Below are 13,364 nucleotides of genomic sequence, written 5' to 3' on the forward strand. Positions count from 1 at the left end.
TTGGGTAAGGCGAGAAGCGCGGTGAGCCTCGACTGCAGGCGAAGAATCGACGATGGAACTGTTTGGGCCGCGCTATGTTGTGAAAGCAGTATGGTCGCCGCCGACGGCTTCGCATATATGGATTAAGTCGTAGCTGATGGGTAAACTGCCGGGTAAACCATCCGACAGGGCGCCCCTCATTCGTCTGATGAGAAAGCGGTTGCGCCTCGCCGCTGCATTGCCGTAGACCGTGCAAGCTCTTGCGCAACACGCCGGGCCGCGCTTCATGCGAGCGCCGGGCTTTCGCGCCACATCACCGAATTTGCCGTGCCCACAAGGAGACCGCGCGATGCGGGCTGACCCGATCCAGCGTGCAATCGACGAAGACCTGGTGCGCGTGCTGTACGCGCAAGATCCGATCGCGTTCTTCTCGCACTGGTTTTCGATCGCGGTGCTGGTTGCCATTTACTGGCCCGCCATCCCCTCGCCGCCGCTTTTCATTGCCTGCTTCGGGTTCTATGCGGCGGCCAATTGTGCGGGCCTCGCGCTGTGGATCTGCAACCGGCGTTATCCGCATCTCGTTTCGCCGCGCGGCTGGATCAATCTGCATGCGGTGCGCGGCGTGCTGCTTTACAGCGCGCCTGGAATCGCCATCTGGTTCGCGTTCCAGAGTCCGCAGAGCGATTTGCCGCTCTTGCACACGGTGATGCTCGTCACGCTGGCAGCGGGCGTGTTCATGTCGAACGGTTTCGACATGCTCAATTTCGCCACCGCCATTCCATTCCTGCTGTTCCCGTCGATCCTGTTGCACTTCGGCACACATACGTTCGACCGCACGATTCTTGCCATCGTGCTCGCGTTCTTCTTCTGCGCGATCAACGTGTATGCGCTCAGCTACCGGAAGCTCTTCCAGCAGGTGGTGCAGGCGCGCGTCGATCAGCAGTACCTCGCGGAATCGCTTGCGATGCAAAAGCATGTCGCCGAAGAGGCCAGTCTCGCGAAAACGCGATTTTTCGCTGCGGCGAGCCACGATCTGCGTCAGCCGCTGCACGCGATCGGCCTGCTCGCGGCGTCGCTCAACGATCAGGCGGCGACGCCCGCGCAGCATGCGAAGACCGCCGAGCACATTGTCTATAACGTCGAAGCGCTCAATCAGCTGTTCAACCAGGTGCTCGATCTCGCGCGGCTCGAGAGCGGCGTCACGCAGGTGATCCGTCTGCATTTCCGGCTCTCCGAGTTGTTCGAGCGCGTCGGCAGCCAATATCGACCGCAGGCGGCGGCGAAAGGGCTCGCACTGCGAATAGCACCGACGTCGATGGTGGTCCACGACGATCCGGTGCTGCTCGAACGCGTGCTGAGCAATCTGCTGTCGAACGCAGTGCGCTATACCGAGGAAGGCGCGATCTGGCTCGGTGTCCGGCGCGCGGGGCGAACCACGGGCGGCTATATCGAGGTGCGCGATTCGGGCATCGGCATCCCTGCTGAAGAGCACGAACGCATTTTCGAAGAGTTCTATCAGGTCGCGAACCCGCAGCGCGACGCGCGTCAGGGTCATGGCCTCGGGCTGCCGACGGTCAAGCGACTGGTCGGCATGCTGGGCGGCGAGTTGCAGTTGCGCTCGGCGCCGGGCCGCGGTTCGGTGTTCCGCTTCCCGGTGCAGGAGGGCGACGCCAGCGCAATCGTCGCGAGCCTGAACGAAGCGGGGGCGGGCGGACCGTCGGCGCAAGGGCGGCAGGTGCTGTGCATCGACGACGAACCGTCGATTCTCGAAGGCCTTTCCGCGCTGCTTGGGCGCTGGGGTTGCACGGTACGCGGCGCACGCGACGAAGCCGCTGCGCTGGCCGCGCTGGCGGACGGTTTCGTGCCCGACGCGGTGCTATGCGACTATCAGTTGGCCAATCACAGGACCGGCGCGCAGGCGCTCACGGCAGTGCGCAGCATGCTCGCGCATGCCGGCCACGAAGGTGTGGTGACGCTGCTGATTACGGGCGACATGGCGTCGGCCGAACTGGCTGCGCTTGCGTTGCAAGGCATTCCGGTCTTGCACAAGCCGGTGACGGCGGCGCGTTTGCGCCGCACGCTGGAGATGCTGTGGCAACAGGCGGAACTGGACAAGGGGCATCAGGGCGCCGCTTCCGAATCGCCTGCGGGCCACAGCGCCGATGCAGGCGGTGAAGGGACCGTGCTGAGCGAAGAGACTGGCGGCGCGCGGGCGATCATGCCGCAAGGCAGGGCGGGTGTCGAAGCGCGGCATCGTCCGCAGAGCGCATCGCAACAGGAAGGGTAGGCGGCGATAGTAAGGAGGTTGCGGGTTTTCGCAGCAGCGCGGCACCAGGGTCAAGAATGGGCGCAGGCAAGCACGGGCAAGCACGAGCAAAAGCGGATCTGCGTCACGACGTGCCCGCCAGAGTCCATAAACGCGAGCACATCGCGCTGCCGACCACCGCCGCTACAGCGTTTTTCCAGCTTCGAGCCATCCGTTGATCACCGCGATTGCCATCGACCGGTTGTGCACGCCGAGCGCCCGGAAAATCACCGACAGATGCACCTTGACGGTGCCCTCGGCTACGCCGAGTTCGCGTGCGATCATCTTGTTGGTCCAGCCGCGATGCACGAGCCGCATGATTTCCTGCTGACGCGGCGACAGGTTCTCGAGTAGATGCTGCTGATGTGGCTGCAACGCCTGCAACTGTGCGATCGGTTCGCTCAGCGTCGCCGTGCTCTGGCCGGCGCCGCCCGGCGCTGCCTGCTGCGACGATCCAGCACCGGCGCGCTCCGCGCATGAGTCCGCGGATTGGGCGTCGCGTGAGCCAAACAGGCTGAGCGCTTCCATCGGCACATATGCGCCGCCCGACAGCACCAGCTCGATCGCCTTCAACATGACGCTTGCGGGCTGCCGCTTGGGCACGAAGCCGAGCGCGCCGGCGGCCAGCACCGCACGCATCTCGTCCGGCGACTCTTCGGCGGACAGTACGACTACCGGGAGAGCCGGATTCGCCTTCAGCAGTATTTCGAGCGACGACGCGCCGCTCATGCCCGGCATATGCAGATCGACGATTGCGAGATCGTGATCGGCGTCGGGCCGCGCCGCGGCGGCGAGTGTTTCCCAGGTATCGGCTTCGTCGAACTGGGCGTCGGCGTCGAGTCCGCGGAGCATGCCCTTGACGCCTTGCCGGATCAATTCATGGTCGTCCGCCACAAGAAACTTCATGATGTCTCCACGAGTCGGGCTTGCGCGTTGTGGACTACCGCTGTTGCTGGGTCTTGTTTTACTTCTGTTGTCGTGAATCGCATCATTGCCGGCTACCCCGTGATCATAAGCCGATCGGTGTGGGGCGGCGGGCCTTGCGGCTCGCCGCCCCGGTCATTCTCTGCTGGTGGCATCGCCGGCGCCACGTTTTATTTACGCCTGATCCAGGCAGGTCTCACTCGCGCATTAGTTCCGGCTTGCTACGTAGACGAGCCGTGCGCGTCGTTTTTGAAGCCGCGGGGGTCCGATACGAAAGCTTATGCGAGCCGGATAAACCGTACGGGCGCTCGCGCGGCGAGCCGTCATTTCACGGCAAACAGCGTCGCATTCATCAGAAGCTTGAAGGCGAAGCCGAGCGACATGGCCGAGCCCACGCCGAGGCACCACAGCGCGATGAACCAGAGCCAGCCCGGCAGCTTGCGCGCGGAGTTAGTGATAGTGATGTTGGTCGCCATGACGCACCTTGCCTCGAAATACCCAGTAACCCATCGTCGTGTACGCGATGATGATCGGCAGAATCACCGCTGCGCCGACCAGCGTGAAGGTCTGGCTGGAGCGCGGCGCGGCCGCGTCCCACAGCGTCACGCTCGACGGTATCGCATACGGCCACAAGCTCACCAGCAGTCCGGCATAACCGAGCAGCACGAGCAGTAACGCGAGGACGAACGGCGTGTTGTGATGCCGCTCCCGCACCGCGCGTCGCATCAGGACAGCGCAGGCCGCGACCATGAAGGGAACAGGCAGTAGCCGATAGAAGAGACCGTCGTGGAACCAGCGCTGCGCGATGTTCGGGTCTTGCAGCGGCGTCCACAGGCTTACCATCGCGATGAAACCGAGCAGCACCACCGTCAGCGGCCACACCACGCGATGCAGGCGGCGCTGCAGGTCGCCCTCCGTTTTCGCGATGAGCCAGCAGCAGCCCAGCAATGCATACGTGACGATGAGCCCGAGGCCCGTCAGCAGGCTGAACGGGGTGAGCCAGCCGAAGGCGTCGCCGGCATACGCGCCGTCGATCACCGGAATGCCTTGCAGAAATGCCCCGAGCACGACGCCCTGGAAAAACGTCGCGCCCGCCGACCCGCCGATGAACGCGAGGTCCCACATATGCTTCGTGCGATTCGCCTTCGCGCGAATCTCGAAGGACACGCCGCGAAAGATCAGGCACACCAGCATGAAGATGAGCGGCAAATACAGCGCTGACAATACGGTGGAATACACCATCGGGAACACGGCGAAAAGCGCGGCCCCGCCAAGCACGAGCCAGGTCTCGTTGCCGTCCCAGACCGGTGCGACGGTGTTCATCATCAGGTCGCGTTCGCTTTCGTCGGGGAAGAACGGAAAGACAATGCCGATGCCAAGATCGAAGCCGTCCAGCACGACATACATGAAAAGGCCTAGCGCGATGATCGCGGCCCACACTACGGTTACGTCCATTTTGTTACTCGCAGGCGATCAGGGTTAGGCGGCGTCGATCATCTGATCGGCGGCGGAGAAAGGGCGGCGCGCGGTCTGGTTTGGCGTTTGCCCGGGCACGCCGTGCGGCGTGTGTCCAGGAAGCGCCGGGCCCGAACGCATCAGCTTGAGCATGTAATAGATGCCCGTGCCGAATACGAGGAAGTAGACGACCACGAACGCCATCAGCGAAATGCCGACCTGTTGCGCGGTGAGCGGCGACACGGCTTGCGACGTGCGCATCACGCCATAGACGACCCATGGCTGACGTCCGGCTTCAGTCGTGACCCAGCCGGCCAGCAGCGTGATGAAACCGCTCGGACCCATCGCCACCGCGACGCGCTGGAACCACTTCGACTCGAACAGACGCCCGCGACGGCGCAACACCCACGCGGCGACCGACATGACGATCATCAGCACGCCCAGCCCGGCCATGATCCGGAAGCTCCAGAACACCACTGTCGAGTTCGGCCGGTCTTGCGGCGGGAATTCCTTCAGGCCGCGTATTTCGCCGTCCCAGCTATGCGTGAGAATCAGGCTGCCCAGATGTGGGATCGACACTGCATAGCGTGTGGTCTCGGCCTGCATATCGGGAATGCCGAACAGGTTCAGGGCGGTGCCGCCTTTTTCGGTGTCCCAGAGGCCTTCGATTGCAGCGATCTTGGCCGGCTGATATTCGCGCGTGTTCAAGCCATGCTGATCGCCGACGAACGCCTGGATCGGCGTGAGAACCAGCAGCAGCCAGAGCGCCATCGAGAACATCTTCTTGACGGCCGGGTCGCGCCGTCCGCGCAGCAGATGCCACGCGCCCACCGCCGCCACGACGAGCCCGGCGACGATAAACGCCGCGAGCGCCATATGCGCGAGCCGGTACGGGAACGACGGATTGAAGATGATCTTGAACCAGTCGAGCGGCACCACACGGCCGTTCACGACTTCGAATCCTTGCGGCGTCTGCATCCAGCTATTGGACGCGAGAATCCAGAACGTGGAGATCAGCGTGCCGATGGCGACCATCAGCGTCGCGCCGAAGTGTGCGCGCGGACTCACGCGCTGCCAGCCGAACAACATGATGCCGAGGAAGCCGGCTTCGAGGAAAAACGCGGTCATGACCTCGTACATCAACAGAGGTCCGGTGACAGGGCCGGCGAAACTCGAAAAGCCCGACCAGTTGGTGCCGAACTGATAGCTCATCACGACGCCGGACACCACGCCCATGCCGAAGGCGACGGCGAAAATCTTCGACCAGAAGAGGCACAGGTCTTTGTAGTACGCCTTGCCGGTTTTCAGCCAGCGCCATTCGAGCACGGCGATAAAGCTCGCGAGGCCGATGCTCAGCGCCGGAAATACGATATGGAAAGAGACGGTGAACGCAAACTGGATGCGGGCGAGGTCGAATGCCGATATTGCGGAGTTCATGATCGTGAAGTGCGTGATGCCGCGTGGGCGGACTACGCGCGTCGACCGGTGTCGGTGCGCACTGCGTTTCGCAGATGGCCGAAGATTAGGGGAAGCGCGGGATTTATGCTGCGCCGCGACGTGCGTCAAAAAACCGCGTTGTTTTGTGAGGCGGTGCGGTTCTTGTGCTGCAAGCCATTGACATATATCAGCTTTTTCTTATTGCCTGTTTCGCGTTGATTAAGCTGCGTAACGCGAAACTGCGGCAATCGACCGCGTCGCAGCAAAGCTATGCGCACGTGATGCCCCTGCGGACCAGGCGCTGCGGATGCATCGGCTTAATTCAGTATGTCGTTGTACCAGAAGCCAATGCGAGATCCATGAGCAGTTATACGACATCGCATGAAGATTAAACGGTTTACAGCTGAATTCATCTGAGAGAAAGCTTTGAGGGCGCGTTTTTATCAGGGTAAATGCCTAATTGAATTCCGCTTCCGCATCAGAGATAGTACGTCATCGTACAACTAGATCGAGCAGTAATCGATCTCACCCAAGCCGAGGTGTGGAGTTATTCCCGCCGCTCGCGAGCCGGTGCAGTAAAGGAACCCCTATGAAGAAGATTGCCCTGAGTGGCGCCGGAGGCCAGCTTGGCTCGGTCGTGCGCGCCGCATTCATTGCGCGCGGCACGCCGTTGCGTTCGGCGGCGGGCTCGAAGCCGCTGACGCCTCTCGTCGAAGGTGAGGATGTGATGCACGGCGACCTGCGCGATCCGGCTGTCGTTGATCGGCTGCTCGACGGCGTCGACGTGTTGATCCACTTTGCCGGGACGAGCGTGGAGCGTCCGCTGCCCGAGATCATCGAAAACAATCTGCGCGGTCTCGTTGAGGTCTACGAGGGCGCGCGTCGGCACGGCGTCAAGCGGATCGTGTTCGCGAGTTCGAATCACGCGATCGGCATGTACCCGGTGACGGAGCGCCTGAGCCTCGATTGCGAACTGCGCCCGGACGGCTTCTATGGGCTGAGCAAGGTGTGGGGCGAAGCGCTCGCACGCATGTATTGGGACAAGCACGGCATCGAAAGCGTGTGCGTGCGCATCGGCAGTTGTCTCGAGCGTCCGACGGAGCCGCGCCATCTGAGCACCTGGTTCGGTCACGCGGACCTGATGCATTTCCTCGACCGCTGCATCGAAGCAGAAGACCTGGGCTTCATCACGGTGTGGGGCGTGTCGGCCAATACGCGCAGCTGGTGGGACAACAGCGGCGCCGAGCGTCTCGGCTACACGCCGAAACAGAACGCCGAAGACTACGCCGACGAGGTTCTCGCACGACCCAATCCGCTCGACGCATTGGGTCAGCGCTTCCAGGGCGGCGCATTTGTCGGCATCGACTATTCGCGCGACGACGCGGAGAACGGCACGGAGAGCGGCGCTGGCGATGCAGCCGCTTCGGCCGCGCGGCCGTCCTGAACGATCAGGTATTAGGAGACGCAGCAATGAAGATCAAGGGCATCCGTTGGTGGATGGTCAGTCTGGTCGCGGCCGGGCTCATCATCAACTATCTCGCGCGCAATACGCTGTCGGTGGCCGCGCCGACGTTGATGAAAGATCTGCACATCACGACCGAGCAATACGCTCACGTGGTCGTCGCGTGGCAGCTTTGCTATGCATTCATGCAGCCGGTCGCGGGTTTCCTGCTCGATACGGTCGGCACCAAAATCGGTTTCGCCGCGTTCGCGCTGGCGTGGTCCCTCGCCTGCGCGGCGGCGGCGTGGTCGACCGGATGGCGCAGCCTCGCATTTTTCCGCGGCCTGCTCGGCATTGCCGAAGCGGCTGGCATTCCGGCCGGCGTAAAGGCCACCAGCGAGTGGTTCCCGGCAAAGGAGCGCTCGGTTGCGATCGGCTGGTTCAACATCGGTTCGTCGATCGGTGCGTTGCTGGCGCCGCCGCTCGTGGTGTGGGCGCTGCTGCACGGCCAGTGGCAACTGGCGTTCGTGATCGTCGGTGTAGCGGGCATTATCTGGAGCGTCGTGTGGATGGTGCTGTACAAGCATCCGCGCAATCAGAAACTGCTCGGCGACGGGGAGCGCGACTATATCCTCAGCGGCCAGGAGGCGAAGCACAGCGACGCGGGCGCTCCCAAGCGCAGCTGGTCGGCCATGCTGCGCAGCCGCGACTTCTGGGCGATCGGCATTCCGCGCATTCTGTCGGAACCGGCATGGCAGACATTCAACGCGTGGATTCCGCTGTACATGATGACCGAGCGTCACATGAATCTGAAGGAAATCGCGCTGTATGCATGGATGCCGTTTCTCGCAGCGGATATCGGCTGCGTGCTCGGCGGCTATCTGAGCCCGCTGTTTCATAAGTACGCGAAAGTCTCGCTGTTCACGTCGCGCAAAATGGTGTTCGTGGTCGGCGCGCTGTGCATGATCGGACCGGCATGCGTGGGCCTTGTCGCGAGTCCGTACGTGGCGGTTGCGCTGCTGTGCGTCGGCGGCTTCGCGCACCAAACGTTGTCCGGCGCGCTGTATGCGATCACGTCCGACATTTTCGGCAAGAACGAAGTGGCTACCGCAACGGGCATGGGCGGCATGGCCGGCTATCTCGGCGCTGCGGCGTTCACCGCGTTGTTCGGTGTCCTCGTCACGCAGGTCGGCTACAGTCCGCTCTTCGTCGTGCTGGCCGTATTCGACATTATTGCGGCCGCCGTGGTGTGTCTGCTCGCGAAAAGCGCGGACAGAACGGCGGAGCCGCGTTGGTCCCAGCCTGGCGGTGCGGTCACCGCGAAGTAAGTGGCGATAAGTAAGTGGCGACAAGTAAGCGGCGGCAAGTCCGCGGCGTTAAATAAGCGGCGACAAGTCGGGCACGAGCGGGCGCGACGTTCCAGCCTCGGTAGCAACGCAAAGCGGCGCCTTCGTGCGCCGCTTTTCTTTATGAACCGTCTTTCCCGCATCACGGCGATTTTCAGTGCGATGACCGTAAGACCGCCCGCGTGAGCCGCACGCAGCCGGGGCCTGTGGGATAATTGCGAGCTTTGCCCGGGGCGCGGCTCAAAAGGTTGTTCGCACGGGCGCTCGAGGGGCCTTCACTCCCTTGGCCCGCTTCTTTCAAGCGATATTCATTCAACCACCACGATGCCCGCATACCGTTCCAAAACCTCCACCGCCGGTCGCAACATGGCTGGAGCGCGCTCCTTGTGGCGCGCCACCGGCATGAAAGACGAAGACTTCTCGAAGCCGATTATTGCGGTGGTCAATTCGTTCACCCAGTTCGTGCCCGGACACGTGCACCTGAAAGACCTCGGCCAGCTCGTCGCACGCGAGATCGAAGCCGCAGGCGGCGTAGCCAAGGAATTCAACACCATCGCCGTCGATGACGGCATTGCGATGGGCCACGACGGCATGCTGTATTCGCTGCCGAGCCGCGACATCATCGCGGATTCGGTCGAATACATGGTCAATGCGCACTGCGCCGACGCGATGGTGTGCATCTCGAACTGCGACAAGATCACGCCCGGCATGCTGATGGCCGCCATGCGCCTGAACATTCCCGTGATCTTCGTGTCCGGTGGCCCGATGGAAGCCGGCAAGACGCGCCTCGCCAATCCGAAGACCGGCACGATCGAGTTCAAGAAGCTCGACCTCGTGGACGCGATGGTGATTGCCGCCGACAAAGCGTATTCCGATGCCGATGTGGCCGAAGTCGAACGCTCCGCCTGCCCGACCTGCGGCTCGTGCTCGGGTATGTTCACGGCTAACTCGATGAACTGCCTGACCGAGGCGCTCGGCTTGTCGTTGCCCGGCAATGGCACCGTGGTCGCGACACACGCGGACCGCGAGCAGCTCTTCAAGCGCGCCGGCCGCCGCATCGTGGAACTGGCCCGCCAGTACTACGAGCAGGAAGAGGCGAGCGTGCTGCCCCGTGCGGTCGGCTTCAAGGCGTTCGAAAACGCCATGACGCTCGATATCGCGATGGGCGGTTCCACCAACACGATCTTGCACCTGCTGGCAATCGCGCGCGAAGCCGAGATCGACTTCACGATGACGGACATCGACCGTCTGTCGCGCATCGTGCCGCAGCTGTGCAAAGTGGCGCCCAATACGAACAAGTACCACATCGAGGACGTGCACCGCGCAGGCGGCATCATGGCGATTCTCGGCGAGCTTGACCGCGCAGGCAAGCTGCACACGGACGTGCCCACGGTGCACGCGCCCACGCTGAAAGACGCGCTGGATCAGTGGGATATCGTGCGCACCGAGGACGAGGCCGTCAGGACCTTCTACATGGCGGGCCCGGCCGGCGTTCCGACGCAGGTGGCATTCAGCCAGAACACGCGCTGGCCCAGTCTCGATCTCGACCGCGCCGAAGGTTGTATCCGCTCCTACGAGCACGCGTTCTCGAAGGAAGGCGGCCTTGCGGTGCTGACGGGCAACATCGCGCTCGACGGCTGCGTGGTGAAGACCGCCGGCGTCGACGAAAGCATTCTGGTGTTCGAGGGCACGGCTCACGTCACCGAATCGCAGGACGAAGCGGTGGAAAATATTCTCGCGGGCAAGGTCAAGGCGGGCGACGTCGTGATCGTGCGCTACGAAGGTCCGAAGGGCGGCCCGGGCATGCAGGAAATGCTTTATCCGACGAGCTATATCAAGTCTCAGGGTTTGGGCAAAGCGTGCGCGCTGCTGACAGACGGCCGCTTCTCTGGCGGCACTTCGGGCCTGTCGATCGGCCATTGCTCGCCGGAAGCGGCAGCAGGCGGCGCGATTGGCCTCGTGCGCGATGGCGACAAGATCCGCATCGATATTCCGAACCGTACGATCAACGTGCTGTTGTCGGACACCGAACTGGCAAGCCGCCGCGACGAGCAGGACGCGAAGGGCTGGAAGCCTGCCAAGCCGCGTCCGCGCAAGGTGTCGGCGGCGCTGAAGGCCTACGCGAAGCTGGTCATGTCGGCCGACAAAGGCGCAGTGCGCGATTTATCGTTGCTGGAAGACTGATTGCGATAGCGGCCGCGGCCGGTTTTCGTTTCGCAAAAAAACCGCTCATCCGAGCGGTTTTTTTTTAAGCCCGCGCGTTTGCCCTCTAACGCAGGTCAGTCACATTCGTGTTGTACGTCGTCGAGCCGATGACGACGTTCTTCAACGTGATGCCGTTGACGTTGTACGCATAGATCGGCCCGGGCGTGGTTGATGTAGCCGGTCCCGCGCAAACAGCCGTGCCCAGGTTGCAGTTCGAGATGGTGACGCCTGTGATCGGCGGGATCGTCGGCGCGGGCGTGGGTCCGTTGTAGTCGAACGCAACCGGACCTTGTGCGACGATCGCCTGGAAGCACGAACCGGTGACGCCGCCGGAGGTCACGTTGCTCGCCTGCACATTCGATATGTTCACGTTCTGCACGACGGCAGGCCGCGTCCGAATCGCGTCGTTGGCGGGCTGATAGTCGCAGTCGAATGTGATGAGACCGCCTTGGGCCGCTGACGGATTCGCCGCGCTCGCGGTGACCACGCCGAGCGGCACCGTGCCGTTGATCGGGCTACCCGCGAGCAGCGCGCTGCCGTAGCCGCCGCCTTTCAATGCGACGCCGTTGGGCAGCGTCACCTTGTCGACATAGAAGTTTTTCACGAAGCCGCCGCGATTCATGTTCGTCTTGATGCGGATCGCGATGTTCAGCGGATTGGTCGCCCAGTTCTGGTTCAACATTTGCAGATTGCGTGCGTAAATGTTCTGCACGCCGCCGCCCATTTCGCTGCCGAGCGTAATGCCGCCGTGACCGCTATTCATCGTGCAGTTCTGGATGACGTGGTTCTGCGCGGGACCGTATTGCGTGTCGAGATCCTTGCCCGACTTGATCGCGATGCAGTCGTCGCCCGTATTGAACGTGACGTTGTCGCAGAGCACGTTATTGCACGCGTCCGGATCGAAGCCGTCGTTATTCGGGCCGATACTGTTGGTCGTGACGCCGCGAATGACCACGTTCTTGCAGGCGGTCGGATGATGCTGCCAGAACGGCGTGTTATTGGTGCAATAGTTCTCCATCAACACGTTCGTGCAGCCGATAAACTCGACCATGCACGGACGCAGATAGTGGCCGATGCCGAAGATTCGCTTCGCAATCGGAACGCCGGCTTCCGAGAGAGCGGGCAAGTAGTTCTGATCCTGTTGCCATGGCGTCGTCGGACTCGTCAGCTGCGCGTAGAGCGTGTCGGAAATGCCTGGTGCGGCGGTCCGAAGGTCCACATTGTTCGGATTCCGATATACCTGGGAAGGCGTCGACGAGCTTACGCAGCCGTAAGCGCCATTCGAGCCCTTGAATGTCCACCAGCATGTGGCAGTGTTGCCCGAACCAAAGAAGGGCGTCATGGCCTGGCCGTTCAGAACCGAGGTTGCATCTTCGCCGGTCAACGCGATGTTGGTCTGATTGCGGGCGTACACCGGTGAGCCGTAGTTCAGGCAATCATTGGCCTGCCAGCGGCTGTAAAAGAGTTTGCCGTTCGCACCGCAGTCTACCGGGCCGTCCTTCGCATAGTCCGCCGGATTTGGGCTGAAATAGATCGTGCAATTCGCGCTCAGGTGAAAGTTGACGTTGCTGAGCAGCACGATCGGCCCGGCGCAATACCAGGTACCGGAGGGCACCACGACGCGTCCGCCGCCAGCCGCGTTGCAGGCCTGAATCGCAGCGAGAAACGCGGGCCGCGAGTCGAATGACGACGGCGCGTGAGTCTGGTTCGAGCCGGGGCTCGCGGGAGAAGAAGAACCCGTGTACGGATTGGTCGCGGCGACAACGGCGCAAGGCTGTGCGCCGTATTGCGTGACGACGAAGTCACGCGACGGGAACATGGACTGCGTGACGCCGGCAAGCGACGCGATGATCTGCGTCGCCGCGCCGGCACTGCCCCAGATCGGATCTTCCGGTGTCAGGCCCGAACTGCCCGAGCCGCCGCATGCGGACAGGCCGCCGACGAGCGTTGCGCCCGCCGAGGTCCCGGCGAACACCATGAAAGCCCGGCGCCCCGGCGAAGCAGGGTCGGCGCGACCGGAGTTTGCCGATGTCGCCCCTTTGCTGCCGCTTTTATATTGAGTTGCCACGAATGTCTCCATGCCCTTGAGGGCGTTGTAAATAGTCGTCGATGCTCGAAAGTACGCGGTTCATCTCGACCGCTTGAATTCCATCAGTCATCCTTAACAAATGAAAGAAACGAAGGGATTTTGTCTGCTTGCGATGAGTTGAAACGCAATACGCGCCGCTTTGCCCGTTCGTCGGATTGAACGGAGAAAGCGGCGCGACCGGAT

General features: G+C 62.5%; 9 protein-coding genes. 4 read left to right on the forward strand and 5 right to left on the reverse strand.

All coding sequences use genetic code 11. From position 1 onward, the window contains the following. The first annotated feature begins 328 nt into the window (after positions 1–328). Positions 329–2,266 (forward strand): ATP-binding response regulator, encoded by a 1,938-nt coding sequence (locus tag J2W46_RS26775; protein WP_310357744.1) that lies wholly within the window; start codon positions 329–331, stop codon positions 2,264–2,266. 162 nt (positions 2,267–2,428) lie between these two features. On the opposite strand, the gene J2W46_RS26780 is transcribed toward J2W46_RS26775, so the two are convergent. The 4 genes from J2W46_RS26780 to J2W46_RS26795 form a co-directional block, all read right to left on the reverse strand. Continuing rightward, complete coding sequence (locus tag J2W46_RS26780; RefSeq protein ID WP_310357747.1) at positions 2,429–3,190, reverse strand: response regulator transcription factor; 762 nt, start codon at positions 3,188–3,190, stop codon at positions 2,429–2,431. 341 nt (positions 3,191–3,531) lie between these two features. Continuing rightward, a complete protein-coding gene (locus tag J2W46_RS26785; protein WP_020070323.1) occupies positions 3,532–3,684 on the reverse strand; it encodes a hypothetical protein in 153 nt (50 codons plus the stop codon). Continuing rightward, the gene (cydB, locus tag J2W46_RS26790; RefSeq protein WP_310071514.1) at positions 3,659–4,663 is read right to left on the reverse strand and encodes a cytochrome d ubiquinol oxidase subunit II; all 1,005 of its coding nucleotides are present in this window, start codon (positions 4,661–4,663) and stop codon (positions 3,659–3,661) included. The genes J2W46_RS26785 and cydB overlap by 26 nt, the downstream gene beginning before the upstream one ends. Before the next feature lie 24 nt (positions 4,664–4,687). Next, positions 4,688–6,100, reverse strand: a complete 1,413-nt coding sequence (locus J2W46_RS26795; RefSeq protein WP_087754500.1) for a cytochrome ubiquinol oxidase subunit I — start codon at positions 6,098–6,100, stop codon at positions 4,688–4,690. Positions 6,101–6,689: 589 nt separating this feature from the next. Here J2W46_RS26795 and J2W46_RS26800 point away from each other — a divergent pair. The 3 genes from J2W46_RS26800 to ilvD all read left to right on the forward strand — a co-directional run bounded on the left by J2W46_RS26800 (position 6,690) and on the right by ilvD (position 11,071). Further along, the gene (locus J2W46_RS26800) at positions 6,690–7,544 is read left to right on the forward strand and encodes an NAD-dependent epimerase/dehydratase family protein (protein ID WP_310357750.1); all 855 of its coding nucleotides are present in this window, start codon (positions 6,690–6,692) and stop codon (positions 7,542–7,544) included. 26 nt (positions 7,545–7,570) lie between these two features. Continuing rightward, entirely contained in the window at positions 7,571–8,869 is a 1,299-nt protein-coding gene (locus J2W46_RS26805) for an MFS transporter (RefSeq protein ID WP_310357751.1), read from the forward strand. 342 nt (positions 8,870–9,211) lie between these two features. Continuing rightward, entirely contained in the window at positions 9,212–11,071 is a 1,860-nt protein-coding gene (ilvD, locus tag J2W46_RS26810) for a dihydroxy-acid dehydratase (RefSeq protein ID WP_310071501.1), read from the forward strand. Between the two features lie 85 nt (positions 11,072–11,156). Here the strand turns inward: ilvD and J2W46_RS26815 are convergent, their stop codons facing one another. Next, on the reverse strand, positions 11,157–13,070 hold the full coding sequence (locus J2W46_RS26815) for a glycoside hydrolase family 28 protein (RefSeq protein ID WP_310357940.1): 1,914 nt from the start codon (positions 13,068–13,070) through the stop codon (positions 11,157–11,159). Positions 13,071–13,364: the final 294 nt, after the last annotated feature.

The organism is Paraburkholderia strydomiana (genome assembly GCF_031456815.1).
GTDB classification, from domain to species: Bacteria; Pseudomonadota; Gammaproteobacteria; order Burkholderiales; family Burkholderiaceae; genus Paraburkholderia; species Paraburkholderia caledonica.

Coding starts and splice junctions, on each gene's coding strand:
- J2W46_RS26795 (WP_087754500.1), bottom strand. CDS start 6,100: ATGAACTCCGCAATATCGGCATTCGACCTCGCCCGCATCCAGTTTGCG.
- J2W46_RS26815 (WP_310357940.1), bottom strand. CDS start 13,070: ATGGTGTTCGCCGGGACCTCGGCGGGCGCAACGCTCGTCGGCGGCCTG.
- J2W46_RS26785 (WP_020070323.1), bottom strand. CDS start 3,684: ATGGCGACCAACATCACTATCACTAACTCCGCGCGCAAGCTGCCGGGC.
- cydB (WP_310071514.1), bottom strand. CDS start 4,663: ATGGACGTAACCGTAGTGTGGGCCGCGATCATCGCGCTAGGCCTTTTC.
- ilvD (WP_310071501.1), top strand. CDS start 9,212: ATGCCCGCATACCGTTCCAAAACCTCCACCGCCGGTCGCAACATGGCT.
- J2W46_RS26800 (WP_310357750.1), top strand. CDS start 6,690: ATGAAGAAGATTGCCCTGAGTGGCGCCGGAGGCCAGCTTGGCTCGGTC.
- J2W46_RS26780 (WP_310357747.1), bottom strand. CDS start 3,190: ATGAAGTTTCTTGTGGCGGACGACCATGAATTGATCCGGCAAGGCGTC.
- J2W46_RS26805 (WP_310357751.1), top strand. CDS start 7,571: ATGAAGATCAAGGGCATCCGTTGGTGGATGGTCAGTCTGGTCGCGGCC.
- J2W46_RS26775 (WP_310357744.1), top strand. CDS start 329: ATGCGGGCTGACCCGATCCAGCGTGCAATCGACGAAGACCTGGTGCGC.